At 66.9% G+C, this 24,690-nt stretch carries 25 protein-coding genes and 4 pseudogenes; 12 read left to right on the top strand and 17 right to left on the bottom strand.

The window, feature by feature from the left end; all coding sequences use genetic code 11:
- Nucleotides 1-105 precede the first annotated feature (105 nt).
- Entirely contained in the window at nucleotides 106-435 is a 330-nt protein-coding gene (locus tag ACIF83_RS35710; RefSeq protein ID WP_399733555.1) for a DUF805 domain-containing protein, read from the top strand.
- Between the two features lie 296 nt (nucleotides 436-731).
- Here the strand turns inward: ACIF83_RS35710 and ACIF83_RS35705 are convergent, their stop codons facing one another.
- The 3 genes from ACIF83_RS35705 to ACIF83_RS35695 form a co-directional block, all read right to left on the bottom strand.
- On the bottom strand, nucleotides 732-935 hold the full coding sequence (locus tag ACIF83_RS35705; RefSeq protein WP_381659069.1) for a cold-shock protein: 204 nt from the start codon (nucleotides 933-935) through the stop codon (nucleotides 732-734).
- A 257-nt stretch (nucleotides 936-1,192) separates the two neighbouring features.
- Nucleotides 1,193-1,357, bottom strand: a complete 165-nt coding sequence (locus ACIF83_RS35700) for a hypothetical protein (RefSeq protein WP_399733269.1) — start codon at nucleotides 1,355-1,357, stop codon at nucleotides 1,193-1,195.
- A 651-nt stretch (nucleotides 1,358-2,008) separates the two neighbouring features.
- Complete coding sequence (locus ACIF83_RS35695; protein ID WP_393480087.1) at nucleotides 2,009-2,296, bottom strand: WhiB family transcriptional regulator; 288 nt, start codon at nucleotides 2,294-2,296, stop codon at nucleotides 2,009-2,011.
- A 230-nt stretch (nucleotides 2,297-2,526) separates the two neighbouring features.
- On the opposite strand from ACIF83_RS35695, the gene ACIF83_RS35690 reads away from it, so the two are divergent.
- A complete protein-coding gene (locus tag ACIF83_RS35690; protein ID WP_399733266.1) occupies nucleotides 2,527-3,255 on the top strand; it encodes a hypothetical protein in 729 nt (242 codons plus the stop codon).
- A gap of 915 nt (nucleotides 3,256-4,170) precedes the next feature.
- On the opposite strand, the gene ACIF83_RS35685 is transcribed toward ACIF83_RS35690, so the two are convergent.
- Nucleotides 4,171-4,980 carry a leucine-rich repeat domain-containing protein gene (locus tag ACIF83_RS35685; protein ID WP_399733263.1) on the bottom strand — a complete coding sequence of 270 codons (810 nt, stop codon included), beginning with the start codon at nucleotides 4,978-4,980 and terminating at the stop codon, nucleotides 4,171-4,173.
- Between the two features lie 126 nt (nucleotides 4,981-5,106).
- Nucleotides 5,107-5,610: a hypothetical protein gene (locus tag ACIF83_RS35680; RefSeq protein ID WP_399733260.1), complete on the bottom strand. Its 504-nt coding sequence runs from the start codon at nucleotides 5,608-5,610 to the stop codon at nucleotides 5,107-5,109.
- Nucleotides 5,611-5,849: 239 nt separating this feature from the next.
- Here ACIF83_RS35680 and ACIF83_RS35675 point away from each other — a divergent pair, with 239 nt between their 5' ends.
- The 4 genes from ACIF83_RS35675 to ACIF83_RS35660 all read left to right on the top strand — a co-directional run bounded on the left by ACIF83_RS35675 (nucleotide 5,850) and on the right by ACIF83_RS35660 (nucleotide 10,097).
- Complete coding sequence (locus ACIF83_RS35675) at nucleotides 5,850-6,584, top strand: HAD family hydrolase (RefSeq protein ID WP_399733257.1); 735 nt, start codon at nucleotides 5,850-5,852, stop codon at nucleotides 6,582-6,584.
- 356 nt (nucleotides 6,585-6,940) lie between these two features.
- A complete protein-coding gene (locus ACIF83_RS35670; RefSeq protein ID WP_399733254.1) occupies nucleotides 6,941-7,420 on the top strand; it encodes an HIT family protein in 480 nt (159 codons plus the stop codon).
- Nucleotides 7,421-8,302: 882 nt separating this feature from the next.
- Nucleotides 8,303-8,677: a hypothetical protein gene (locus tag ACIF83_RS35665; protein WP_399733251.1), complete on the top strand. Its 375-nt coding sequence runs from the start codon at nucleotides 8,303-8,305 to the stop codon at nucleotides 8,675-8,677.
- Entirely contained in the window at nucleotides 8,583-10,097 is a 1,515-nt protein-coding gene (locus ACIF83_RS35660) for an MFS transporter (protein WP_399733248.1), read from the top strand. Before ACIF83_RS35665 ends, ACIF83_RS35660 begins: the two co-directional genes overlap by 95 nt.
- Nucleotides 10,098-10,132: 35 nt before the next feature.
- Here the strand turns inward: ACIF83_RS35660 and ACIF83_RS35655 are convergent.
- Nucleotides 10,133-10,366: pseudogene (locus ACIF83_RS35655) on the bottom strand (hypothetical protein); the annotation flags it as partial.
- 120 nt (nucleotides 10,367-10,486) lie between these two features.
- On the opposite strand from ACIF83_RS35655, the gene ACIF83_RS35650 reads away from it, so the two are divergent.
- Entirely contained in the window at nucleotides 10,487-10,924 is a 438-nt protein-coding gene (locus ACIF83_RS35650; RefSeq protein WP_399733245.1) for a hypothetical protein, read from the top strand.
- Nucleotides 10,925-11,270: 346 nt separating this feature from the next.
- Here ACIF83_RS35650 and ACIF83_RS35645 read toward each other — a convergent pair whose 3' ends face one another.
- Nucleotides 11,271-12,059 (bottom strand): WD40 repeat domain-containing protein, encoded by a 789-nt coding sequence (locus ACIF83_RS35645; protein WP_399733242.1) that lies wholly within the window; start codon nucleotides 12,057-12,059, stop codon nucleotides 11,271-11,273.
- A gap of 2 nt (nucleotides 12,060-12,061) precedes the next feature.
- Nucleotides 12,062-12,791: pseudogene (locus ACIF83_RS35640) on the bottom strand (transposase family protein).
- Nucleotides 12,792-12,921: 130 nt separating this feature from the next.
- Here ACIF83_RS35640 and ACIF83_RS35635 point away from each other — a divergent pair.
- A pseudogene (locus tag ACIF83_RS35635) lies at nucleotides 12,922-13,131 on the top strand (transposase family protein); the annotation flags it as partial.
- Between the two features lie 829 nt (nucleotides 13,132-13,960).
- On the opposite strand, the gene ACIF83_RS35630 reads toward ACIF83_RS35635, so the two are convergent.
- Together ACIF83_RS35630 and ACIF83_RS35625 are read right to left on the bottom strand one after the other, a co-directional pair.
- Nucleotides 13,961-14,778, bottom strand: a protein-coding gene (locus tag ACIF83_RS35630) for an IS5 family transposase (protein WP_399733240.1) whose coding sequence is annotated in 2 segments (ribosomal slippage) — nucleotides 13,961-14,430 and nucleotides 14,430-14,778 — 819 coding nt in all. Because the reading frame shifts where the segments join, the coding sequence is not laid out codon by codon here.
- 37 nt (nucleotides 14,779-14,815) lie between these two features.
- Nucleotides 14,816-15,457, bottom strand: coding sequence for an RHS repeat-associated core domain-containing protein (locus tag ACIF83_RS35625; RefSeq protein WP_399733237.1), 642 nt, complete (start codon nucleotides 15,455-15,457; stop codon nucleotides 14,816-14,818).
- Nucleotides 15,458-15,772: 315 nt separating this feature from the next.
- Between ACIF83_RS35625 and ACIF83_RS35620 the strand changes: the two genes are divergently transcribed.
- Nucleotides 15,773-16,168: a hypothetical protein gene (locus ACIF83_RS35620; RefSeq protein WP_399733234.1), complete on the top strand. Its 396-nt coding sequence runs from the start codon at nucleotides 15,773-15,775 to the stop codon at nucleotides 16,166-16,168.
- Between the two features lie 468 nt (nucleotides 16,169-16,636).
- Here the strand turns inward: ACIF83_RS35620 and ACIF83_RS35615 are convergent, their stop codons facing one another.
- The gene (locus tag ACIF83_RS35615; RefSeq protein ID WP_399733231.1) at nucleotides 16,637-17,206 is read right to left on the bottom strand and encodes a carbonic anhydrase; all 570 of its coding nucleotides are present in this window, start codon (nucleotides 17,204-17,206) and stop codon (nucleotides 16,637-16,639) included.
- Nucleotides 17,207-17,593: 387 nt separating this feature from the next.
- Complete coding sequence (locus ACIF83_RS35610; protein ID WP_399733228.1) at nucleotides 17,594-17,962, bottom strand: hypothetical protein; 369 nt, start codon at nucleotides 17,960-17,962, stop codon at nucleotides 17,594-17,596.
- A gap of 307 nt (nucleotides 17,963-18,269) precedes the next feature.
- Between ACIF83_RS35610 and ACIF83_RS35605 the strand changes: the two genes are divergently transcribed.
- Entirely contained in the window at nucleotides 18,270-18,740 is a 471-nt protein-coding gene (locus ACIF83_RS35605) for a hypothetical protein (protein ID WP_399733225.1), read from the top strand.
- A gap of 48 nt (nucleotides 18,741-18,788) precedes the next feature.
- Here the strand turns inward: ACIF83_RS35605 and ACIF83_RS35600 are convergent, their stop codons facing one another.
- The gene (locus ACIF83_RS35600) at nucleotides 18,789-19,025 is read right to left on the bottom strand and encodes a hypothetical protein (protein WP_399733223.1); all 237 of its coding nucleotides are present in this window, start codon (nucleotides 19,023-19,025) and stop codon (nucleotides 18,789-18,791) included.
- 494 nt (nucleotides 19,026-19,519) lie between these two features.
- Nucleotides 19,520-20,461 carry a LysR family transcriptional regulator gene (locus ACIF83_RS35595; RefSeq protein ID WP_399733220.1) on the bottom strand — a complete coding sequence of 314 codons (942 nt, stop codon included), beginning with the start codon at nucleotides 20,459-20,461 and terminating at the stop codon, nucleotides 19,520-19,522.
- Between the two features lie 56 nt (nucleotides 20,462-20,517).
- Between ACIF83_RS35595 and ACIF83_RS35590 the strand changes: the two genes are divergently transcribed.
- A complete protein-coding gene (locus ACIF83_RS35590) occupies nucleotides 20,518-21,516 on the top strand; it encodes an NADP-dependent oxidoreductase (RefSeq protein ID WP_399733217.1) in 999 nt (332 codons plus the stop codon).
- A complete protein-coding gene (locus ACIF83_RS35585) occupies nucleotides 21,513-21,914 on the top strand; it encodes a nuclear transport factor 2 family protein (protein ID WP_399733214.1) in 402 nt (133 codons plus the stop codon). The genes ACIF83_RS35590 and ACIF83_RS35585 overlap by 4 nt, the downstream gene beginning before the upstream one ends.
- 220 nt (nucleotides 21,915-22,134) lie before the next feature.
- Here the strand turns inward: ACIF83_RS35585 and ACIF83_RS35580 are convergent.
- From ACIF83_RS35580 to ACIF83_RS35570, 3 genes and pseudogenes are all read right to left on the bottom strand, one after another.
- Nucleotides 22,135-22,977 (bottom strand): annotated as a pseudogene (locus tag ACIF83_RS35580) (helix-turn-helix domain-containing protein); the annotation flags it as partial.
- Nucleotides 22,978-23,185: 208 nt separating this feature from the next.
- A complete protein-coding gene (locus ACIF83_RS35575; protein WP_399733212.1) occupies nucleotides 23,186-23,782 on the bottom strand; it encodes an NADPH-dependent F420 reductase in 597 nt (198 codons plus the stop codon).
- 41 nt (nucleotides 23,783-23,823) lie between these two features.
- Nucleotides 23,824-24,642: a 3'(2'),5'-bisphosphate nucleotidase CysQ gene (locus ACIF83_RS35570; protein WP_393480065.1), complete on the bottom strand. Its 819-nt coding sequence runs from the start codon at nucleotides 24,640-24,642 to the stop codon at nucleotides 23,824-23,826.
- Nucleotides 24,643-24,690 lie beyond the last annotated feature (48 nt).

The following is a 24,690-nucleotide window of genomic DNA, read 5'->3' as shown; positions in this document are numbered from 1 at the left end:
GGACAGACCCTAGGGAACGCACGTCGGCCAGGAACTGCTCACCTCCGCTCACGCGGAGATGGTCCCAGTCACCAGGCCTGGCGGCGCTTCGCGACCAGCTGCTCCCTGTGGACGCAGGGATCCTCGGGCAGCGAATTCTGGCTGTTCGTGCTGTTCACGATCATCACTTACGGCGGGCTGGGCGGCATCGGCGACGCGATCCACTCGTCGGCCTTCCTGGCCGGCCTCGGCATCGCCGTGGTCGCGTTCCTGCTGCCGACCTGGGGCGTCACAGTCCGCCGACCGCACGACACGGGCCGCTCCGGCTGGTGGATCCTCATCCACCTCATCCCGACCTTCGGCGCCATCATCCTGCTGGTCATCTGCTCTGAGGACGGCAAGACGGGCGTGAACAAGTACGGCCTGAACCCGAAGGAAGTCCCGGCGTTCGCGTAACGCCGCGCCTTCGGTATCCGCCGTCCGGCCGATGTTGTCGAGCGGCCTCACGCATCACCCCGTCGCCAACCTCGCCTGCCAGATGGGCGACGGCGGCACTCCCGCAGACGGTCCGGAGCATGGGCATGCTTCCGCAGTCACCCTCTGACCGGCTTCCACAGAGCCGTGATGGGAAGGGAACGGCCCAACACTCACTAGCGGAGCGGGAGCGGGCGCCACCAGGGTGACGGGTGCGGACACGGATCAGGTCCCGGAGGTGCTCCGGGACCTGCAGCCGCACGAGGCAGCCGGACCGATCAGGCGGGGGTGATGTTCTCCGCCTGCGGGCCCTTCTGGCCCTGGCCGACGTCGAACGTCACCTTCTGGCCCTCCTGGAGCTCGCGGAAGCCGGAGGCGTTGATGTTGGAGTAGTGCGCGAAGACGTCCGGCCCGCCGCCGTCCTGGGAGATGAAGCCGAAACCCTTTTCGGCGTTGAACCACTTGACGGTTCCGCTGGCCATGCTGAGCCCTCCGGTCGATATCGGACCCGCACCGCGCGGACCCGAAGGTGATGTTCTGGTCCCGCGTTGCACAGCAAAACGCCCACGCCGGAGCGCGGGCGGGCACTGCGAACCACGACATCTGACAGCGACGCTACACGGCGAATCCGGCTCTCACCAGAGAGCAACGGGCGAGATCCGCCAGGGGTACGCCGGTTGGGCGTCGACGGGGCGCTGGGCGCCCGCCGTATTCGGGAGCAGCAGCACCGGGGTCCCTTTCAAAGCGCGACCGCCCGCTCTCGCTTCCTGCGGCCGCTGCCCGTCCTGGTCACCACCGGCAGCGTGGTGTGGTGCCGCACCCGGACCACGGGCACCCGGCCCAGCAGCCCGACGCCACCGCCCGGCGCCCAACCCCGCAGACAACCGAAGACACCGCGAAGCACGCGAGGAGAGGACCTGATCGCCGGATGATCGCCGAGGAGCCCGAGCCGGATCTGTATAGCGAGGACCGTAGAGGACTGCGCGGTTACGCCTGGAGAGCAGGTTGTCTGCTGATCGCCGAAGGCCGCGTATGCGGACCGGGGAAAGCCCGACGGTGCTTCTCCGGCCAGGACCTGTCGATAGTGCACCGCTGACTCGACGGAGCGCGCCTGCGCCGATGACCTGCGGTGTGTGGCGCCCAGATCTCACTGGCCGGGCCCCGCAGGGCCAGGAGGACCTGGCACATCGGCATGCATCAGCCTACGTCTGCCGTCAGTACTGGTGCTGGGAGGCTGTGTGTGAACGGTCGTGGAGCAGAACCGCCTGCGGGGGCGGACAAGAGCGTTGAGACGGTCCCGCGCGGCGTGCGATCGGAGCGCGGGACCGCCAAGCCCTGCTGTCCTGTCTGAGCCGGGCACTGGAACCGTACGAAAGAGCAGTGCGGTTCGCACGCTCATCGGTACAGGAGAGTGACCGTCGCCCGCCGGTGCGGCCTGCTCGTCTGCCTCCCGGCGCACGTGCGGATGCCTCCCAGCGTGCGAGCTGCGAAAGCCGCGGGGACCGGCCGTGGGTGGGCGCCCGTCGGGCGCGGGCCGATTGTGCACACCGGGCAGTCAACCGGCAGCCGACCGCTCGAACGCCTGACGCGCGTCCTCCAGAACCGTCCGCCAGGAGACCACGTCCGGTCGGCGGCGCAGCAAAGACCGGCGCTCTCGCTCGGTCATGCCACCCCACACGCCGAACTCGATGCGCTCATCGAGTGCTTCGGCCAGGCACTCGGTGCGCACCGCGCACCCAGCACACACCGTCTTCACCCGGTGCTGCTCAGCGCCCTGGGCGAAGAGTTCCTCGGGGTCGGTGCTCCGGCAAGCCGCAAGCTCAACCCATTGCACGCTGGTCATGGCTCCCCCTCAAATTCCCGCTACGACCCTACGCCGCCCACCAGAAACAACGCTCATAGGCTCCGGTCCGCTCAACACAGGTGGGGAGCAAACGCCTGGGCGGGCCCGGGGGGTGAGCCCGCTGCTGGTGTGTTCTCGCACGGGTGTGCTCTGCCAGGGACTCAGCCGTGTGTGGCTGGGATGGGTAGCATCCGGCGCAACACACCAGGGAACAAGGAGCGTGAACTGCCGTGGCCGACGAGCCCGCCAGTATCTCTATCCAGGACAGGTACGCGTCGCAGTTTGCCGCCGACCTCGAGAAGAACCTCGCCGAACAGGAAGAGCTGCAGGCGCATTTGGAGCGGCTCAGGGCGGAGGAGGCGTGGCTGCGCAGCGTGCAGGTCTCCCTGCCGGCTGCGCAAGCCAGCTTTGCCGACACGGCGCAGACCTCCGCCGCGCCAAACGAGGCGCCCGTCCCGCAGCCGCGGCAGGAGGAAACCAGCGGCCCTGAGGCCCCGACGAAGAAGACGGCCAGGGCCAAGAAGGCTGCGGCGGCTAAGACAACCGCCAAGCCCCCGGCGAAGAAGACTGCGAAGAAGACTGCGAAGAAGGCGGCCGCCCAGAAGACGGCGGCGAAGAAGACCACGGCCAAGACCGGTGAGGCTCCCCTGGGCGCTCTCCTGTTGCGCGTCCTGGACAAGGCCTCCGGTGAACCGCGCACCGCGGCCGAAGCCACCGCCGCCTTGGAGCAGCAGTTCCCCGAGCGGGCCCGTGACGTCAACACCGTGCGCAACACCCTGGAGCGCCTCGTCGCCAAGAGCAGCATCGAGCGGGCGAGGCAGGGAAGGACCGTGTACTACACACTGCAACAACAGTCCGGGTCCGCCGAGCAGGAGGCAGACACCACCCCGTCGCCGGCAGGCCAGATGGCTGGTACCTCGGCGGTCGAGGAGAGCGAGAAGTCAGTGGCGCAGGCCTGACGCCGCGACAGTGGTCTGCGGTCTGTGTCTCGACGTCGGTGACGGTGGTGTCGTCGTAGACGGAGAATCAGGAACCGCTCGCAGGCTGGCAGCTGCCCGGCTTGTCCTGCACATCCTTGCCATCACGCGCCAGCACGGCCTGGGGGGTGGTGCAGCCGTCCGGCTGGGTAGTCCAGATGCCGAACTTGTCCCGAGCGTAGCCGTCCATCGAATGCGGGACGGTCACGGTGAGCCCGGCCAGCTCTGCGCGGGCGGTCGCCGTCGACAGAGGCGCGGCCGCTCCGCGAGGGCTCGGGCGGCACAGACGCCGATACGTCGTCCTCGAGGTGGTGGCCCCCAGTTCTCTGAACACGGCCCCTCTGTCTGGGAGGAGGGCTGCTTGTTTACTCCATCCTGGGGTGCGGTGCACTGGTGGAGATCGCAGTCCCATGCTTCCACCTCTCTTTCACGTGGCTGTCCACCCCTGCTCCGATCCGCCTGCCCCCCGCACCTACCGTGCTTCCGCAGGCTGGCGCCGTCCGGCCGCAGGTCAGGCAGCCGGGTGCCCCGGTGGCCGAGCCACCCAGGCTCAGGGCCCGTACTGGGGCGAGGAGGGACAGCGATGACGGACATGGAACCTGCGCAACGGTCTGCCACGGCCGAGAAGCCAACCTGGAGGGGCTACGGCCGCTGCATGCCGTCGGCATCCTCCTCCCGCTCGTTGTCTACTACGCGGCCCGCGCCCTGGGCGTCGAACAGGTCCCGGCGGCTGCTGCTGAGCGGTGCACCACCTGCCCTGCACCTACTACTCGGCGCGTTGGGGCAGCGCCGGATAGACGGCATAGACCTGTTCTGCGCGGTCCTCCTGGCGCGGCGGCCCCGCAGGTGTCTCTGATGAAGCCGTGCGCCACTACGTCGGCACGTACATGAACGAGATCAGTCCCAGTCGGACGGCGGCTGCCTCACCCTGCCGCCCTTATGCGGCAATTGCACGTACTCCTCAGCGCCGAAGGGAAGCGCGGAAACGCAAGCTGCCGAGCAGGCATTGACCAAGAGCGGCAAGACGTCGGTGGCCACCCGCATAGAGACCCACACTTGGTGGAGCCCGCTCTGCTCGATCGGCCGATCGCAAACACTGCACCCACGGATGACTGTGGTTCCCCAGCGCCGGGCATCAAGCTCTGTCAGGTCGAGATCAGCAACGGAGTCCTGCGAGGGCTGGAGCCGGGGGAAGGGAGGACGGAGCTTGAAGTTTCCGAACAGCGCGCGGGTGCTCACCGTGCTCCGGGCCAGCTGGGAGCATCGGGTGATCTCGTAGGGGAACCAGTGCAGCCGGTATGAGGTGTAGGGGGTGAACTCCTCCAGGCTGCTCATTCCACCGATCTCGGGCGGTATTCGGACCAAGTTGCTGCCATAAAGCACGAAGCGCTTGACCGCCGTCAGCTTGGCGATACTCGGCGGCAGAGTGATCACCTGCCGCCGTTCCCCGGCGCTGAGTTCAACCAGAGGACGAAACTCCTCCCGCCCGTCGTCCGCAGCCTCGTCGATCAACTCCAGCAGACGCTGCCACCCAGCGGCCGAAGTGTCCTGGTGCTCGGCGTGGAAACCGACACGGGCTCGCGGATGCGGCTTGACCTGGTCGAAGCACACGCACACATCCCGGTAGGAACCGCGGCCCCCCAGCGCCGGGTCCGATGCGTCACCCCACTGGTTCACAAAGAGTCTCGGCTCTCCCCCATCCACCATGAGCCCAAGATACGGATCTTCATCTGACCGTTCCAGTGCCTAATGGCCCGTCAAACCCGCTCCCAACGCCGCCTCCAACGGTGCGCCGGCGACTCGGGTTGGTCGTACCAGCCCGAAGGTCTGCCCTCACTGCCAGAGGTCAGCTCTGTGGCGCCCGCTGGGATCCATTGTCAGGAAGTCTTCATGCAAGCCCGACAGGGCTCGCCCGGTCGGGGAGCCATCTTCGCCTGACTCCATGACCACCCAGCCAGCCTCCACACCCGACACGTTTACGTCGCCGCCGGCATCCAACTCGTCGAGCGTCGCGAACACCGCCTCATAGGCAACGGCTCGGGCCAAGCGAGCAAGGTCCTCCCTGTCCGCCCCCGCGTCAAGAAGCCTCTGGGCGGCGGGTAGTTGATCGAGCGAGCCCGAGTCGGACCAGCCATCGATCGCGCCGCGCCACAGGCTCCGCAGCAGCACGAATCGCGCGAGGTGCGGAAGGTCTTCCATGACCTCCGACTTGATCAGATCGACAGGATCGGCCACGCCGAGGACGCTGAACTGGGCACGCAGCAACTCTGCGGCCGCCTTCTGCGGCAGGTCCAAGCTGTTCAGCCATTCCTGCCATGCTGGTTGAGGATCACTCACCGCCACAGCATGCCCTACTGTCCGGACCACGGCCCTTCGGTGCGTCTCTCTGCTGTTACGTGGTTTGGCTGTGTCACTCTCCGGGGATGTCGTTTCGACGTGGGTTCGGGAGTCACTGACATCGGCTTCTCGTGATCAATGTTGGCGAGATTTGATGTCACTTGGTCGCTGCAGCAGCCCGTCAGAGCCTGTTCGCGATCCCGGATTTTCTGAGTAGTCGGCGGCCGTGGCTTGGTGAGGTGACCGAGGACGCCGGACGTCGGTGCTCGGCCTTCTGTAGCACTTCGGGACAGCAGCAGATCACGACGCGGACGTTTGGCATCGTGGTCACCATGACATTCAGTGCTGTTCTGTTCGACGTCGATGGCGTTCTACTCGACTCCGCTGCCGCGCATCACCGCATATGGAACGCCTGGGCGACGCTGCGCGGTTTGGACGCCGAGGACGTGTGGCAGCACACATTCGGCCGACGCCCGGAAGACACCGTGCGACAAGTCGCCCCCGACCTGGATCCCGCCGCTGAGCGGCAGGTACTCAACGGCCTGATGCGCAAGGAGGGAGACGCCTTCCCACCAATGGAGGGCGCTGCCCATCTCCTGAACGCTCTCCAACCCGGTGCCTGGGCGCTCGTGACCTCAGGAAGCCGGCAGCCTGTTCACGAGCGATTCGGTCGCGGCGGGCTGCCTCTTCCTGAGGTCCAGGTCTATGGCGAGGACGTCATCAACGCCAAGCCTCACCCAGACGCATACCTGCTGGCGGCGACCCGCCTGCGGTCAGAGCCCCAACGCTGCATCGTCGTCGAGGACGCGCCGGCGGGAGTCACCGCGGGAAAGGCGGCTGGCTGCACCGTTATCGCGATCACCAGCACTCATAGCGCCCCGCAACTGGCCGACGCGGACGTCTGTGTGTCTTCTTTGACCGAGGCCAAGAGTCACCTGGCGTCGCTGCTTGCTGCTGATCAGCTCATGATGTGAGGTGTTCCGGGCTTGCAGTTCCAGGTACTCAGGTCTGCCGCGGCGTACAGATCGACCTTCGACTGCGACGTCCCCATGAGACCCCCAGCGGCAGAAGCACACCCCACCGTCCCACCGCAAGCCCCTCGGTGACGTCAAAACAAACCGACATCGCAACTCGGCCAGAAAGGTGACTCCCACCATCACCTCGAAACGGAGCCCCCACTGAGATACAAAGCCAGTGCTTCACGGAACTGCGGCCGGAGCCTTGAAAACGGCTGGGGCCGCTCTTCGCCTCGCTTGGTTGGTCCTTGAAGCGAGTGGGGAGGATGGGGACCGAAGAGCAGGCCTTGATCACCTGCGGATAGGCTCAGGCCATGACCAGTGACTGGCGGATGGACCGGATCGGGGCTGCTCTGCGGGGCGAGAATCCGACTGTGCTGCGGCAACTTGATTCTGGCTTCGCGGTGATCGGCGACGTTCAGTTCCTGCCCGGGTACTCAGTTCTCCTCGCGGACGAGCCGGGCGTTCAACAGCTATCTGACCTGCCCAAGGCGAAGCGGCTGTCGTTTCTGTCCGATATGGACCAACTCGGAGAAGCGGTTGAGCGGGCCTGCCGACGGCTGGACCCCGAGTTCCGCCGGGTCAACCTGGAGATCCTCGGCAACACGGACCCGCTCTTGCATGCACATGTCTGGCCGCGGTTCGAGTGGGAGCCGGCCGAGCTGGTGGGCAAGCCGGTGTGGCTGTATCCGCGTGAGCGGTGGAGTGACGAGCGGTTCAGGCTCGGCCCGCAGCACGATGCGCTGCGGGATGCGATCGGCAGCGAACTGGACCGGTTGCGTTCGAGGGACTGACGGTGTGGGCCCGCCGACCGCAGGTCGGCGGGCCCATTGATCAGTGACCTTCGATGGACGTCACGGAGTCCTTTACAGCGGAACGATGTCGGGTACGTCCCTGCCGTCGTAGGACCTCAGATAGTCCTCGGCGCGTGGGGACAGAACGGCAGGCGGCTTCCGGGGAAGTACTACGAGAAGCTACTCAAGCGGTATCTGGAGAGAGACACGAAGACCGTGAGACCCCTAACTTCGTTCTGGCACCCACCTATACCTGGCACCAGTAGACCAGCCCGCGAGCGCCAACCTCTCAGAGCTGCGCTCGCCTTGCTCAGGTCCTCGTTCGTCGGCAAGATGTCGATCCTTTTCGCGGCCGTCGGCATCTGCGTCTGGGTTCTCGGGGGTGTCGTCTGGGTCTTTCAGGGACACATCGGTGCGGTAAACATGCTGATGAAGGTCCTCTGTCCGCTGTTGGAGGTCGGGGCGATATTCTTCGCCTATCTCCATCGCCGACGGGATACACCACGAACCTGACCACGTCGTTCGCGCCGGTGCACTCAGCGCCGATTTCGCGGCCCATCCGGACATCCGGGTCCTCAACTACGGCGCGGCACTGGACCCGCACGACTACTGGGATCGGACGCTGGTGGTCCACTGACTGGCGAAACGGCGGGCGGTCAGCGGCCTGCGCTTCGGCTACGCCATGGGCTCCTCAGAATTCGTCGAATTCATCGAGAACCAGCGCTTCGGCGGGTGTCCGCCCCTCGTCGCCGTGTCGGGCATCACCCGCGACCTGGCCTACTCCGCGCACTGCGGCGAGAACAGCTCGGGGGAGGCGGCGTCTCGGAAGCCCTCTGGCAACGCTTCAAGGGCCTCAACGACGCCTCCCGCGAGCTGCCGGCCGTGAGCGACACCTCCGAGGTCGAGGAGTACCGGCTGGAACTGCGGGACATCTACCAGACCATCGCCGACAACAGGCAGCTCGCACAGGAGGCGCTCCCGCCGTGGCAGCTCGCCGCGACACCGCTCCATGCAGGCTTCAACTACCTCGCCTGCATACCCGGCCCGGACGCCGATCCCCTCGCCTTCGGCCAGCGCCTCTACGACGAGAGCCGCGTCTCCTGCTTTCCCCTGGCCTGCTTCACCGCCGACACCGAGCTGGCCGCGGGCAAGAGCCCCGCAGGTGCCCACTGGCTGCGGATCACCTGTGCCAGCGACCGGCCCGTCTTCGAGGCCCAGATCGAAGCACTGCGCACGTTCCTGGTGGACCACGCCTGAGGCGTGCGCAAACCATTCCTGGGGCGTGCGGCGGGCCACTGATGAAGCGTTGCGGGGGGGGGCCGGACAGTGCTCGACAGAAGAACAAGGAACGGACGGACGTAGCCATGGCAACAGAGGACGCCACGTCGGTGGCGGAGCCGGCGCCGGACTCGACGCCCGAACCGCGTTGGCGCGGCTGCTGACGAACCGCGACTTCATGATCGTCTGGGGCGGGTTCACCGTCTCGTCGGTGGGCACGGCGCTCTCCAACCTGGCCGTGCCGATCCTCGCGCTCGGCCTCTCCGGCTCACCCAGCATGGCCGGCCTTGTGGGAGCCGCCCGGCTCGCGCCCTACCTGCTGCTGAACCTCCTGGCCGGCGTGTTCATCGACCGCTGGGACCGCCGCCGCGTCATGATCGTCGCGGACCTGGGCCGCTTCGCCGCGCTGGCGACGATCCCGATCGCCTACACCTTTGACAGCCTGACGATCGTGCACCTGGCAGCGGTCGCCTTCCTGGAGGGCGTCGGGCACGTCTTCTCGGCCGTCTCCCACCTGTCCGCTCTGTCGCAGCTGGTCCCCCAGGAGCAGCTGGCCTCCGCCAACGCCCTCAACGAGGTGGCCGACTCCGCAGCAGGCGTCGGCGGATCCGCCCTCTCCGGCGCTCTGATCGGCCTGGCCAGGAACTCCACGCTCGGCGCCGTCTACAGCTACGCCGTCGACGCCGTCACCTACCTGCTCTCGGGGGCCTCGCTGCTGTTCGTACGGAAGTCGTTCCAGGAGGAGCGGCCGGCCGACGAACAGCGCTCCGTGATGGCCGACCTTAAGGAAGGGATGTCGTTCCTCTGGCGGCAGCGGCTGCTGCGCCTGCTCATGGTGATGGTCACCTTGATCAACTTCCTTCAGGCGCCGCTCAATCTGGCCACCATCGTTCTCGCCACCAAGGACCTCGACTTCAACGCCGGGCTGATCGGCCTCATCCTCGCCGCGGTCGGCCTCGGCACGGTGGTCAGCGCATTCGCCGCGTCATGGCTGCGCGAGCGCATCAGCCTGCGCACCATGGCACTCGGCTCCGTCGCCCTGTGGGCCGTCGCGGCAGCCATGATGGCCGCCGCACCGTCGATCGTCCCCCTCGCCGCCGGCGTCCTGATCACGAATCTGCTGTGGCCGATCTTCGCGGTGTCCCTGGTGACCTACCGACTGACGGCCACACCGGACCACCTCCAAGGCCGCGTCAACAGCGCCTTCCGCACCCTCTCGTTCGGCGTGGAACCCCTGGGACTAGCCATCGGTGGTGCCCTGATCGCCTCCCAGGGCCCACGCTTCCTGTTCTGGGGAGCAGCGGTGGGCCTGTTCGCGATCTTCCTGGGCAGCGTCGCGACGTGGCGGGGGACGCTGACGCCGGAAACGGCTGCGGCCGCCTCGACCGAAGAGGCCTGAGAGGGCATCGGCAGTAGGCAAAGATGATCCGCGCGTCAGCTGAGACCGAGCCGGGTGAGCGCGGTGGTCCAGTCGGAGACGATGGCCTGCTGCGCGGCGGCCAAGGTCACCTTGCCAGAACACACCGCAGTGTGCAGCTTCGTCTCCACCGGATCCTTCTTGTTGTTGACCCCAGAGCCCGGCTTGTGGCCCGGGTCGGCCGGCTCCACCCAGAGGTTGCGGGCGTCGTTCGGGTCACCGCCAAGCTGAAGAGAGATGAGGTGGTCGTACGTGCCGGCACCCTGTGGCGCGCAGCGCCACAGGCCGTCCATCAGTGTTCGCCGCACAGAACGGGGCACAGCGGCCTACGATCTCCAGAAGCCGACGATCATGGACCGGGGGAAGAGCTCATGGACCACGCGAACGAGATGACAGCCGCCGACTCGGCCGGTGAATCGGCGACCATGTCATCCGACACTGGAGAAAACCAAGACGGCTCTGCGGACCCGCACGCCGCATTGCGCGTGCGCGCGCGACGGATCTCCTGGTGGTCAACCATCTGGTACGTCCTGGCCGCGGCGATGTGGGCACTGCTGTACTTCCTGCTGGCCGCGGACTACGGCCCCGAGGTCACGACCGACCGGGGCAGCGAATCCCTGTGCCAAGCTCCGCTCCTCAACCCCTGGCCGGACAACCACATCTGCCAGACAGACCACCTGCACCAGTGGCCAACCCTGCTGGGCATCCTCGCGCTGGCGGTCATACCGTCAGTAGCCGCGGCGGCAACAACCGTGTACGCGAAGCTTCTCTACCACCTCGCCCACCGGACCCTCCGAACCCCAGCTTGATCATCTCCTCAGCCTCGATACACTCGCGCAGGTACCGGATTTGATCATGCACAGTGTCATCTCTCATGCGTCGCATCATCGCGCCCGCTGACGAGAGCCTGCCCGCCCAACCGCAACACACCACGCCCAGGGCCGGCCGTTGGCCCGGCTGAAGCACGCCCTCTCCGGGGGCTCGACAGAGGCTGAGACCGGGCCCCTGACGGGACCCGGACGGCCAGGCGCGGCCCGGGGACCATAGGCCCCGCGGGACAGGAGCAGCCGGTCGGTCTCGTGGTCGACGACATGGCGGAGCCGGGTGCACCACCGATACCGAGCCGGAAGCCCCCGACGATGCCAGCGGGGCCTATCAGGTGCAGGGCGCCTTCGACGGGGTTCCCTTCGGCAGCAGCTTGCGCTCGGCTTTGGTGTAGTCACGTCCTACGGCGTCGCACAGGGTGCGGAATTGGATGTCGGGGCGAAGGTCGAAGGTCTGGCGCAAGCGGCCGGTGTCGATGGTCAGGCGGTGACCGTGTACGAAGCCTGTGATCCAGTCTCCGCCCTCGATTGGCACAGTGTTGGAGTCGCCGCTAGTCAGGTCGTAGATCTGGACCTGCTTCTTGGCCTCCAGACATGTGACGACTCTGTCGCCGGGGCCGATCCCGACCAGGGTGTCGTTGGTGCCGCGGGGCACGCTGCTGACCAGCTGCTTCCTTCGGTCGACGTCCCAGACGTGGACCTGCCCGTCAGTGTTCTGCACAGCGAGATGCGAGCCGTCCGTGTCGAAGGCAAGCGCACTGGTGTAGGAGTCGGTGCTGGACGGAACGCTGATGGCTGGCCCTGGCAGGGTTGCGATGTGTCGGGGTGTACGAACGTCCCATAGCAGGATCTCGCCGCGCTGGTTTCCCGTCATCGTGACTGCGGCAACCTGTCCGGGGTGCCCTGGTCGGGCGATCAGCTGGACGTGTGCAAAGAGGTCGCTGTTCAGGCCGGTGCCGGCCCAGTTCGGTGCGGGGTGGACAAGGAAGGGCTGGGTGCGGATGCCCGAGTCGGCGGCGTCGACGCGGGCGAGCCTACCCTTCACCGTCAACAGAACGATCTCGCTGCCCTGCAATGCGGCGACACTGTCCACTTCGCCGCCCCGCCACTCAGTGAGCATTTTCAGCGTTGCCTCTCCAGGGTGAGGACGGCCTTGGTGATGACGGTCATGCCGTTGGGGCTGATGCGTGACCTGCGGAAGATCTGCCAGGACTTCAGCCGTGCCATGCCGTATTCGACCGGTGCCCTCGCCACAGCCAGGGCTCGGTTGACAGTGCGCTGGGTGAGGGTGAGTTCACCGCCCGGTGGCCGTTTGAGTCCGGTGGTGACCCAGTGACCGGCGCCCTGGTAGGCGCGGTCGGCGAGGATCGGGACGCCCTGACGCTCGCAGATCCGGATGATGCGATGGGTGCGGGCTGCGGTCAGGTCATGGATGCGGCCCGGCAGCGCGGGCGAGATCCACAGGACCTCACCGGTGGGGTCGGTGACGACCTGGAGGTTCACTCCGTGCCGGCGGTGCTTGGCCGAGTAGTCGGCTCGGCTGTCGCCGACGCGGTCGCACTCGGCCAGGGTCCCGTCCAGTGCTCGCGCAGAGTCTTGAGCAGGCCAGGGGCCCGTTCGGCGAGCAGGCCGGTCACGGCGGTGACATACGCGTGGGCGGTGCCGACGGATATCCCGAAGCCGGATGCGATCCGGGTGAGGGTGTCGTGTCGGCGTAGGTACACAGAGCGACGAGCGCCCGCTGGTGCGGTGGGAGTTTGCACCGTCGGTCACCCTCACGGGTGACGATGAGCATCGTGACCCACTCGACGAGGGCATGCGGAAGGTCGAGTGGGGCAGGATAGGGAACCAACGAGGCTCCTGTGCCGGTGGGTTGAGACTTCGAACACCTCCCCCAACGGCACGGGGGCCTCGTACGTTGCGGCCCTCACCTCAACCTCACCGGCGTCACCCCGATCAGTGGCCACGCTGAAAACGCTCACTGGGTCACCACCGGACTCAAACGGACACCGGGCGGTGAACTCACCCTCACCCAGCGCACCGTCAACCGAGCCCTGGCTGTGGCGAGGGCACCGGTCGAACACGGCATGGCACGGCTGAAGTCCTGGCAGAACTTCCGCAGGTCACGCATCAGCCCCAACGGCATGACCGTCATCACCAAGGCCGTCCTCACCCTGGAGAGGCAACGCTGAAAATGCTCACTGAGACCGTGCCTGTACTACGTTCCCCCTGCCCGAACCGGGACACTAACCCTGCTTCGCGACGTCTTCCGCGAACCGGACGATCTTCAATCTTGCAACGGGCCCTGGGGGCACACTACTTCGGCGGACACATGATCGGTCCTCTTGCCGGAACTAAGATCCTCTCCCACTGCGGACACCGAACTCTCGCATTCAAGTGTGGGCCTTACTGTTGCAGTAAAACTGACCAATCCGTTCTGTTTCACGTCCGCCGTCCCCTGCGTCAAGGTCCTTCCCCCTGCCCTGAACACAAAATGAGCCTTTCCGCCCGGCGTGAAGTCCTCACCATCAACTATGAGTGAAGTGACAGGATGAAGGTGGGGGATTTCGCCGGGGATATCGTTGACGGCATGGACGCCTCTGATCCGAGGGGTGGGTTGGGTCATGTTGCGATCCTCTGCGTCGGCTCACGTCTCCATGACCTGAGTGATGGAACCTTCGTTTCCAATGTGTGGCAAGTCCGGTATCACTGCAACCTGGGTGTAGGCACCTTCTGGTTCCGCTGACCGGAGGCCCAATGGCAGAGCCTCAGGACTCGGACACCGGGGAACTCGCCACTCGCCGACTGCGTGATTCGGCGGAACGTCACGGCTGAACCCGGGAGCACGGCACCCACTCGTGTGCTGAAGGCGCCGCGGACGGATCGCAACCAGTTGCGGCCGTCCGCGGCCGATGCACAATAAGAGGCGATCTCTCAGCGGAGGGCGTGGGCGCGCTGACGCCAAGCAGTGGGCCGAGTCCGGAATTGTCAGAGTGACAGCCCGGCGCTTTAGACCGTGTCCTACGTGGTGAGGCGGATGTATCGCTTGTAGCAGCAGAGTGCGGCTGCGAGCCCCAGAAGGCCCAGGTAGTTGCGAGGGTTTCGTTCGTAGCGGGGGCTGAGTCGGCGGTAGCCGGACAGCCACGACATGGTGCGTTCGATCACCCAACGGTGACGCCCCAGACGCTCGCTGGATTCGATCCCCTTGCGGGCGATGCGCACGCCGATTCGCTTGCCGCGGACCCATTTACGCAGGTCGGGCTGGTCATACGCCTTGTCGGCGTGGAGCTTGCGGGGCTTGTAATGTCGGCCCCGATCGGGGTCGTGTCTCGATTGGAGCCCGGCGATCATGGGCTTGAGCCCCTGACTGTCGTGGGTGTTGCCACTTGAGATACCGACCACGAGAGGCAGTCCCGACCGGTCGGACAGGACATGCATCTTGGAACCTGGCTTACCCCGGTCCACGGGGCTCGGACCTGCGAGTTCGCCCCTTTTTTCGCCCTTACATGGGCGGTATCGAGGACCACGCGGGAGAGGTCGAGTAGGTCTTTGGCTGCGAGTTTGTCGAGCACTGCCTGGTGCAGCCGGCCCCACACCCCAGCACGAGACCAGATCAGGAACCGGCGGTGAGCAGTCGACTTCGAGATACCGAAGCACGGCGGCAGCGCACGCCAGGCACAACCGCTGACCAGTACGTAGATGACGGCCGCGAAGAGCGTCTCATCAGGAGTGTTCACCGTTCCGCCGCCCTGCGGCCGCGCTCGCTGCTCCGGGATCAGCGGCTTGGCGATCTCCCACAAGCCGTCCGGCACGATCCAGCTCCACGTTCCCCGCCCCATACCGGGTCAACGTCCGCCTCACCACGTAGGACACGGTCTAAAGCGCGTCGGCCTCAGCTGCGGCGGCGCCTTCACCTCGCGTCCCCAACAGCAGGGCCAGGTCGAACAGTAGCTTCCCGGTGCCCTCAGCGCTCCTTCCGTTCGAGTAGTCGCCGTATATTTCAGCAGCACGGGAGGTCAACCCCATATCCCCAGCGGCGGCCGGGTTGGTGGCAAGCAGAAGACCGACCACGTCCTCGCAGCCGTCGCTATGGAGGACGCAACCCATTTCCGTGAGGGCCTGCTGGTAAGAGGCTTGGAGGTAAGAGGTTCCGGTGTTTATTGCCTCGTCGACCACGGTGCTGACGACACCCCCGAGCCAGCCAAAGCCGCCGCCACCAGAGTTGCCACTGCCGCCGTGCGCCGTGCCGCAGCTGCTGTTACACGGGTGCGATGGACGCGGCTTGCTCGGGTCTACGGCTTCGCCGGGGCGTCCGCTGCCCTTCGTACCGTCGGGCCTCGTGGGGCAGGCCGGCTCGCTGCCACCGCATTTGAGCCCCAGGCCACTGGGGTCGGACTGGGTGGTCGGGTTCTGGGCCCCGTAGCTGTAGCCGTTGGGGGTCTGATGCTTGTCGAGTTCCAGCAGGGGGTCGACGCTGATGAACTGGCCGATCGTGGGGTCGTATTCGCGGGCCCCCACATGGGTCAGGCCGGTCGTGTCGTCGGTCGGCTTGAGGCATTCGTGAGGGAGCGGCAGGCCTGGTTGGTAGCGGGCCGACTCCGTCGGCGCAAGCCCGCAAGTCTGCTGGCTGTTCTCCGGCTTGTAGATCTTCGAGTGGCTGTGTTCATGAGAACGGACAGCAGATGTTCACGACTATGGGAGGCGCCGCCGTATGGCACTGTTCGATTGCAGCAGTACTCATTCCGCTTCAGCCCTCCGCGACCGCCACGCAGCCCGTTGCCGCCCTCCGGACACCCGAACACGATTGCGGGAGCTGGGTGCGATCATGCATGCATGAACCCTCTCGGCGACGCGAACCTGCGCACCTGGACGCTGCGCATTACGGCCCTCCTAGCGGCCGACACTCAAGATCAACTTGCCTGGCTGGGCGAGCGTGAGCTGGAGACGAAGGACGTCGTTGAAGAGGCGGAGCTCATGTGCCGCGTGTCCGAAGGGCTCGCGGAGCGCGGAGCGTTCGAGCCTGAGGATCAGCGTCATCTTCGGGCCATCGGCCGTCGCCTCGGCGAGATCGATGCCACCCGCCGCGCCGGCCCCTGGGACAACGCTCTGGCCACAGATTCGGCGTGGGACGACATTCGTTCCCTCGCTCGCCAGTTCCTCCTCACGAGGCTGGGCGACTGGCATCAGCCACTGCCACGCCTCGTGCGCCCGCCCATGGGCGACCACTGAACCGTCCAGGCTGCCTGTGCGACTCTGACACAGTCGGCGCCGCACACTAATTGGCGGGAACGTCGCGACTATGTTCGGACGGATGTCGGCAGGGCCGCCGCACACCGCCTGCCAAGCCTCGGTGGCTGCCTCTCGGGTCGAAACTCAAGCCGCGTTTGAATCCTCGGTGTGCTCTGACGTCTCCCGTAGCCGTGAACATCTGCTGTCCGTTCTCATGAACAAAGCCAGGACGGAATGTTCACGTGTTTCGACAGCATCGGGCCGTCCTTGCAGCCCGGGGCCGTCCAGCGCCTCGTTGATGGCTTGCCGCAGGACCACATCGAATCCGGGTGGGGTGGGGGCGACCGCGGCCTCGCCGTAGTCGGTCCTGCCTGTGATGCCGACTGTCAGCCGCTTCGGGGCGCATCGGGGAGGCGGTCCGGTCGCCCGTCACTGACCTGTCAAAGCCATCAGTCTCGTGCGACCGGTTCAGGAAGGCGCGCCTGCCAGGACTTCCACCTTGCCAGTGTCGAGCGAGTAGTAGGCGCCGACCACGGCCAGGGCGCCCTTTGCCACGAGGGGGGCGAGGTCCTGGTTGGAACGCAGATCGGCGGCGGTCAACTTGACCTGGGCACGGGCCATGGTCTCGACCCGGTCGGTGCCGCCTTCCTGGGCTGCCTGATCGTATGCCGGCTGCAGAGCCTTGACGATCGCCTGCAGACTGCCGGGCAGCGGTTTGCCGTCACGAAGGGACTTGTACGCCGCCTTGACGGCGCCGCAGCGCTGATGCCCGAGGACCACGACGAGCGGGGTACCACTGGTCATGGGCCCGTACTCGACAGAACCGATGACCACCGGGCCGACCGTCACTCCGCCCGTGCGCATCACGTAAAGATCACCCAGCCCGGTGTCGAAGAGGAGTTCAGGCGGTACTCGGGAGTCGATGCACGAGAGGATCGCCCCAAACGGCTCTTGCTCCTGGGCCACGAGCTGACGCCGGTTCGGGTCCCGGTCGGGGTGTTGAAGGTCTCCGCTCACCCAGCGCTCGTTGCCTTCCATCAGTCTCGCGAATGCCGCGGAAGGTGTGGCTGGGCGCGGGCTCGGCGAAGCGCTGGCCGCCGCCGGGGATGCCCTCGGCGATGAGCACCCTGAGAGCGCGGCGGTGGCGCCCGCAAGTCCGCCGGCGAGCAGCGCTCTACGATCCAGACGTTCTGCTCTGTCCATCGGTCGTTCCCCTCGGTGCCGCGCAGACACGTCCCTGCGTCTTGACTAGGGCAATTGTTCAGCGTGGTGTGGGTGGCATGGAGCAGGCGCAAGCGGGCGGGCGTTACGTTGCCACAGACAGCCCACAGACCGGCTGGGGCGGCAGCGTGAAACCTCTGATCCGGGATCCCGCCCTGCCCGACTGGAGTGACGACGGCCAGGTGCTGCCTATTCTTGTGAACATCAACCTCCACCCGATCCGAGTGCCTCCCGAGACGATGAACAAGCGCTGCCGAAACTCGCGAACAAAGCCACGAGGTCGACGGCGGTGTCCCGGCCACGGGCATGGATGCGCAGCCGGTAGTCGCCTGGGCCGTTGAAGGACAGCACGGGCAACTCTTCGTCGAGGTCAGCCATCAGACCTCGCACCCTGCGTTCTGCCGACACTGAGTGCAGTGACACTTCGACGATCTCTTCCCACCCGGTGTCCCCTGACTGCGGGGCTTCGGTGTGAAAGGTGACGGTGACATCGACATCGCCGGTGTGGATCCCGGTGAGGACCACCGCGGTGCCGTCTTCGACCTGGACGAGACCGTTGAGCCCGCTGGACACGTCAGGCCGGCAGGAACTGCAGGACGCGCTACCGGCGACCCGTACGGCTCCTTCCCCGCGCGGTCGCGGCCGGTCTCCACACACCTGTGCTGGAGTTGGTCGCGGCCGGGGATGACGTACCTGATCACTTGTCGTCGACGGCGTCCCTGTCGCACAGTGGGCGAAGGCCCTGCGAGTGCGAGGCCAGGTGCCAGGGCGTTAGGGCAGTTTCCCGTGTGCACTCCGGGAAGTTGAAACCCAAGCACACGGACGGCGGCGTACGACCACCGTACGGATCTCAACGCGTTGATCGGTATGGGGAGCCGGCGTGGCCGAGTTGATCCGCCAGCAGGATGCGGACGTGGAAGTGGACTTCTGCGGTTTCGCTCTGCAAGACGTCGATGACACGCTAGTGCCCCTCGAGTTCCCGGAGGGGCGTGAACCCGGGGGCGCGTTCCTGACCGCCCACGAAGCGCGTCTGGACATCGAGAGCGCCGGGCACACCCACACCGCCACTTTGGCCGCTGAGGTGTGGGACACGGAGCCACCGGTCGCTGACGATCGCGGGGACTGGGAGGAGCGGGGAGAAGCCGTTCTGCACTGCCCGTCGGGGGAGCTGGCCCTGTGGGGTGTCACAAGCGGGCCCCGTGAGACCTACCTGCAGCTGCCGGAGAAGGATGTCACGTGGCAGGTCCGGGTGTACTGCGAGGGCCGCCAGGAAGTGCAGCGCCTGGCACAGGAGGGCGTTCCTGAGGGCATCGAGCACTACCTGGTGCAGTTCTGGTCGGCCAGCAAATGACGTTGGGCCAGGTCCCCTTCCTGGAGGTCCTGGCCCAACGAAGACCGGCTATGAGGTGATCTTGATGAGGAAGCCGTCGTCCATGCCGTCTATGATGCGGTTCTTCTTGTAGACCTGGGCGAGCACGCCTACTACGCACTCGGTCTGCTGTTCGGCAGCGGTACCTTCCGCGCACGCCGCATGTGGCCCGGCCCCTGGCACCGTCCCCGTGCCGGCGCTGTCGTCACCAACCGGATCGGCCCCGCCCGCGCGGACACCGTAGAAGCACAACTGGCCACCGGCCACCCCGGCGACCGGCTCGTGGACCTCCGCCGAGCAGCCGACGCACCACTGGCCGTACGTACGACGGGCTGGCCTACGTCGCGGTCTCGACCAGCTCCCGTCCCTTCCCCGCCCCATAACCGGCCACGATTTGTTAAAGGGCTCCGAACCGATGGATCGAGGCCGCCGACAACGCGCGAAACGATCTACGAGGAGCAGAAGCCGTACTTCAGGCCCACTCGTGAACGCTGCCGATCTCTTGCGGACGCGACCGCGAGCGTTCTACCTGCACAGACGGCCCCGTTCACCCGTTTGCCCCGGATACCGTGTGGGAGGCCGTCTACATCATCGAGGGACTGCTCAAGAACGCCTCCGAGGTCAAGCCCACCACCGTGCACGCGTCGGACGCTGAGCCGGCACAACCTAACCCCGAGCGATACCGGCAGATGCGCGACGAACACGGCGCGCGTGAGCACCGCTTGGTGCAGTTCAGCGCCAAGCGGGCCGGCTGGTCCCGGTCAGGCTGCCGGGGCAGTCAGGACCGCCTTGGCCGCCAGTCGGAGATTCCTGATCATCGGATTCGGGTCGCCCTTGCGGCTGGCCAGGACGACCTGGCTGGGGGGAGCGCCCTCGATCGGGACGGTGACGAGGTTGGGGCGCAGAGAGCTACGCCGATCGCCGACCGGTAGCACGGCGATCGCCCCGCCACTCGCGACGAGTTCGAGCTTGTCCTCGTAGCTCTCGATCGGCGGCACGTCGGCCCCGAGGATCCGGTAGGAAGTCCAGTCCGCGGTCTCGAATGGGCACGGCGCCGCCTCCTCGCCAGCCAGTTCTTCCGCGGTCACCGACGGGCGGTCGGCCAAGGGATGGCCGCGCGGGACCACGAGCATCCGGGGCTCCTCGTACAGAGGGGTGGTGAAGACGTCGTCGGCGGCGAGCGGCAGCGGGGCCCGCGCGATCAGGGCGTCGACGCGCTTGTCGGACAGCGCCCCGACGTCGCGGCAGCTCAGGTACCGGGTGGTGATCTCGGCGTCCGGGTAACGGCGGCGCAGTTCCCGTACGGCGGCAGTGATCACCAGGTCTTCAACGTAGCCGATGGCGATTCGTTCAATCTCGGCTTGTTCACGCACGGCCAGTTCGGCCTGGCGGGCGGCCTGCAGCAGGGCTTGGGCCCGGGGGAGGAACCTCTGGCCTGCCGGAGTGAGCCGGGTGCCCTGGGGTATGCGGTCCAGTAGTCGTGTGCCGAGATACTTTTCGAGCCGTTGGATTTGGCGGCTCAGCGCAGGCTGGGCCACGTGCAAGTCGGCGGCGGCCCGGCCGAAGTGCTGGTGCGCCGCCACCACGGTGAAGTAGCGCACCAGCCGCAGTTCCAGGTCCTGTCCGAGATCGTTCACCCTTGCAGCGTACGCGTCATGCCGTTTCGGAATGATCAGGCTGCCGAACCGGTCTTGGACGGCCATGCGGTCCTGGGCCTTGACTTAAGGAGCAACGTTTCCCCAAGAAAGCGACAGGCGCGATGAAGGCGATCCAGTTCCACGAAGCGGGCGGTCCGGAAGTTTTGCAGTATGACGAGGTGCCGGTGCCCGAGATCGGCCCGGGCGAAGTGCTCGTCCGGGTGCACGCGGCGGGCATCAACCCGCCGGACTGGTACCTGCGTGAGGGGATGAAGGTCATGCCGGCCGAGATGAGGCCGGCCCTGGAGATCCCCCTGATCCCCGGAACGGACATGTCGGGCGTGGTCCAGGCGGTCGCTCCGGACGTGCTGGGGTTCGCCGTCGGTGACGAGGTCTTCGGCATGCTGCGGTTCCCCGGATTCGACGGCCGGACTTACGCCGAGTACGTGGCCGCGCCGGCTTCGGACCTGGCTCACAAGCCGGCCGGTATCGACCACGTGCAGGCGGCTGGGGCGCCGATGGCCGTACTTACGGCCTGGCAGTACCTGGTTGATCTCGGCCACGACGTGCCGTCTGTTTTCACCGGTCACGTGCACCAGCCGGTGCCGATCACGCCAGGGATGACCGTGCTGGTCAACGGGGCCGCCGGTGGAGTGGGTCACTTCGCGGTGCAGCTGGCGAAATGGAAGGGGGCACACGTAATCGCGGTGGCCTCTGGGCGGCACGAGCAGTTCCTGCGCAAGCTCGGCGCCGATGAGTTCATCGACTACACCAGGACGCAGGCTGCGGACGTGGTCAGCGGTGTCGACTTGGTGATCGACACCGTCGGTGGCCCGGACAGTTCACGCTTCCTGACTGTGCTCAAGCGCGGCGGCACCATGCTTCCGGTGTTCTTCGCCCAGTACGACCCGGAAGAGACGGCGAGTCTGGGCATCACAGTCTCGAACATTCAGGTGCGTTCCAACGGCCCCCAGCTCGCCGAGATCGGGCGCCTGTTCGACGAGGGCAAGCTGCAGGTCGGGGTGGACAGCACCTACCCGCTGCCCGAGGCGGGCAGCGCACACACGCGGGCCGCGCAGGGCCACATCCAAGGCAAGATCGTGCTGACGGTCGTCTCGTGATCGCCGAACTCCAGCAGGCGGTGGCGCACTACGCCCACGCCTTGGACGAGCTGAATGTGCCCGAGCTGGAAGCGGTCCTGACCGAAGACACCACCTGGACCTTTACGATGCCCGGACAGGGAGTGATCGGCCCGGTCGCCGGACGCGCGGCGGTGCTCGACTTCATCCGTGACGGGCACACGGCGCAGACCGGAAGGGTGCGGCACCACCTGGGCAATGTCGTGGTCACGACGACGGACGCCGTCACCGCTGAGGTGCGGGCCTATCTGGTGCAGACGGGGAACACCGGCGAGAGCATCCAGGTGATCTCGACCGGGGTCTACAAGTTCTTCCTGCGCCGGTCCGACGGTGGGTGGCGGATCGCCGAGCTCACCCTGACGCTGGACAACGCCTTTTAGGGCGGGGCTAGGCAGTGTGTCCGGCGGATCATCGGGTGCCTGCCGGCGGCGCCCGGGTACCGATTGGGCCGACGACGAACGGTACGGCCCTCTGTAGGGGATGGTCAGCTAAGTCGACGCCTTGTTGAACGCCAGCAGGTTCGGCTGCCCACTGGCAGATCGAGCAGGCGGTCGGGGATTGCCAGAATGGTGATGGCCTCTCCGACGGTCGCAGGGGTCAGATCCGGTGTCTTGGCTGACAGCGCCTGTCGCGGCGAGAGCTGTACGCCTTGTCACCGCTGACGTGACCGGGCCGGGTGCGGGGCTGCCCGCCCTGCGGGCGAATACTGCAGCTCTCGCCCTTGCGACGCCGGTTGACACCCCAGAGCGTGTCGTCGCCGACCGAGTAGCAGCCATGGAAGTAGCGCACTCCGTGGGTGCGGTGGAAGGTGGCCGGGGGCCGGTCGGGCTTGCCCTGCCTGGCCCAGCAGGCCCCAGCGGTCGGGCGGATGCCGAGTGGGCCGAACTCGTCGAAGGCGAAGGTGCGGTCCGGGCGCTCGTGGAGGGCGTACTCGATCCGGTCCAGCTCGGCGTCCTTGTCCGCGTCAGTGGACTCCTTCCACGTCTTGGTCCGTTGAAAGGTGATCTGGTGTCGGATGAGCAGGCACCGTAGGGTCTCCCGGCCGATGCGTATGCACCGTCCCGGGGCTCTGCGCAGGTAGGAGGCGAGTTTCCGCACCGACCAGCGCGTGAACGGTAGGCCGAGCAGACTGGGGCGGGTGGTGGCCGTCTGGATGACGAAGTCCTCGTCGTCACGGTCGAGCAGGCGGGGACGGCCTCCCGCCCACCGAGGGTCCAGACAGGCCAGCCCTCTCTTGTTGAACTTGTGGACCACATCGCGGACGGTGTCCTCGTCGGCCTGCACGAGCGGGGCGATGACCGGGACGGTGCTTCCGCCGGCCGAAGCCAGCACGATCACCGCCCGCCGATAGCGGACCGTGTTCGTGCTGCCGCGGCGCAGGATCCGCTGCAGCTTCTGCCCCTCCGCGTCCGACAACCGCCGGACCCTGACCAGCTGTGCCATCCCACCTCCCGCCCCGAACAGATGTGTCGTCACATCCAATCGGCGCAGGGACGATCTGCACCACTACGGTGATCGTTTCCGGTCAGAGCACTAGGTCAACGTCGACTCCGCCACCAAGTCGGACAGTACATGCCACGATCGTGTCCCACCGGGAACCATCCATGCCACGCGCCGGCTCCGGCTGCCTCCAGCCGGCGCAGCTCGACAGTCAGCGGGCGATCGAGATCGCGAAGGGTGTGAATCCGATGGACCGGATGACGTGCGGGACGAAGAGGATCGCGGCCTCTGTGGCGCGGGCGGTCTGGATCCCGCCGAGGTCGGTGATCCAGTCCTTGTGCCAGCCGAGGTGGGTGAGCAGTTCGCGGACGGTCTGCTTGGCCTGCGGGTCCTCGCCGGAGAGGAACGCGGTCGGCGTCTGGGTGAGCGTGGCCGGCGAGGTCATCACCGGGAAGAGCATGGTGTTGAGGGTCTTGACGACGCGCGTTTCGGGGAGCGCTTCCTGGAGCTGTTCGGCGAGGCTCGAGCCGGGGTAGATCAGATCGGCGGGCAGTCCGTCCGGTCCGTCGGTAGTGGCGTTGGAGACGTCGACGAGGATCTTGTCCCGGAGTTCTTCGCGCAGAGCGGCGAGCCGGTCCAGCGAGCCGTCGCCCGGGGTGGCGTTGATGACGATCCGGGCTGTGCGGGCGGCGTCGGCGGCGGCGCCCGGCGTGCGGTCCGCCACGGTCACTTCGTGTCCTGCCCGGGTGAGGGCTGCGGCCAGGTTGCCGCCGACGCGGCCGTTTCCGAGAACTGCGATCGTGGTCATGATGATCTGATCCTTCCGTGCGTGCGGGTTGTCGTGCGCGGTCAGCGCGAGAGCGTGGATACGGCCTCGGCGTGGACGCCGGGCGCGGCAGCCAGGAAGCTCTGGCTCTGTGGGGTCCAGGGGCGGCCCTCGGCGTCGGAGATCCGTCCGCCGGCCTCGGTGACGAGCAGCGCTCCGGGCAGCAGGTCCGCGCGGGCGCCGGCGAACTGCCAGAAGGCGTCGATCCGGCCGGCGGCCACGTTCAGCAGGTGCAGGGTCGCGGGCACGGCGGCGCGGACGACGAGCGCGTCGAAGAGCATCGCGGTGATCGAGGAGCCGACGCGCCGCACGACCTTTTCGTCCTCGTCCGGCCGGGCCTGGCTGGTGGCCACGATGCTCAGGCCGAGGTCCGCGGTCTGGGAGACGTGCAGCGGCCGGCCGTCGAGGTGGGCGCCCGCGCCGGTGAGCGCGGTGTAGGTCTCGCCGGTCAACGGCAGGTGGACCGCGGTGAGCACCGGCTGGTTCTCACGCACGAGGGTGGCGGTCACCGCCCACTCCGGCAGGGCGTGCAGGTGGTTGACGTTGCCTTCGGCCGGATCCACGACCCACCATTCGCCGGGCGGCAGCGCCCCGCCGTCCAGTTCGTCCTCCACCCAGCCGGCGTCCGGGCGCAGGCGCGTGAGGCGGGGGCGCAGGATATCGAGGGCCGTGTCGTCGTTGGCGGCGAGCGCGCGCATCAGCTCTTCGCGGGTCTGGTAGCGGACCACCTCGCCGAAGCGCTCGCGCAGCGCCGAACCCGCCTCACGCACGGCGTTCGCAATCTGGGCGAGCACGTCGGCGTCGGAGGCGGCGACTGCGGTGGTCTGAAGCGTTTCGGACATGGTGGTATTCCCGTCTGAGGAGGGGTGCTGAGGCCGGTCGAGGGCCGA

The organism is Streptomyces sp. NPDC085866, assembly GCF_044541035.1.
Lineage (GTDB): Bacteria > Actinomycetota > Actinomycetes > Streptomycetales > Streptomycetaceae > Streptomyces.
This window is presented reverse-complemented; position numbering and strand designations above follow the sequence as displayed.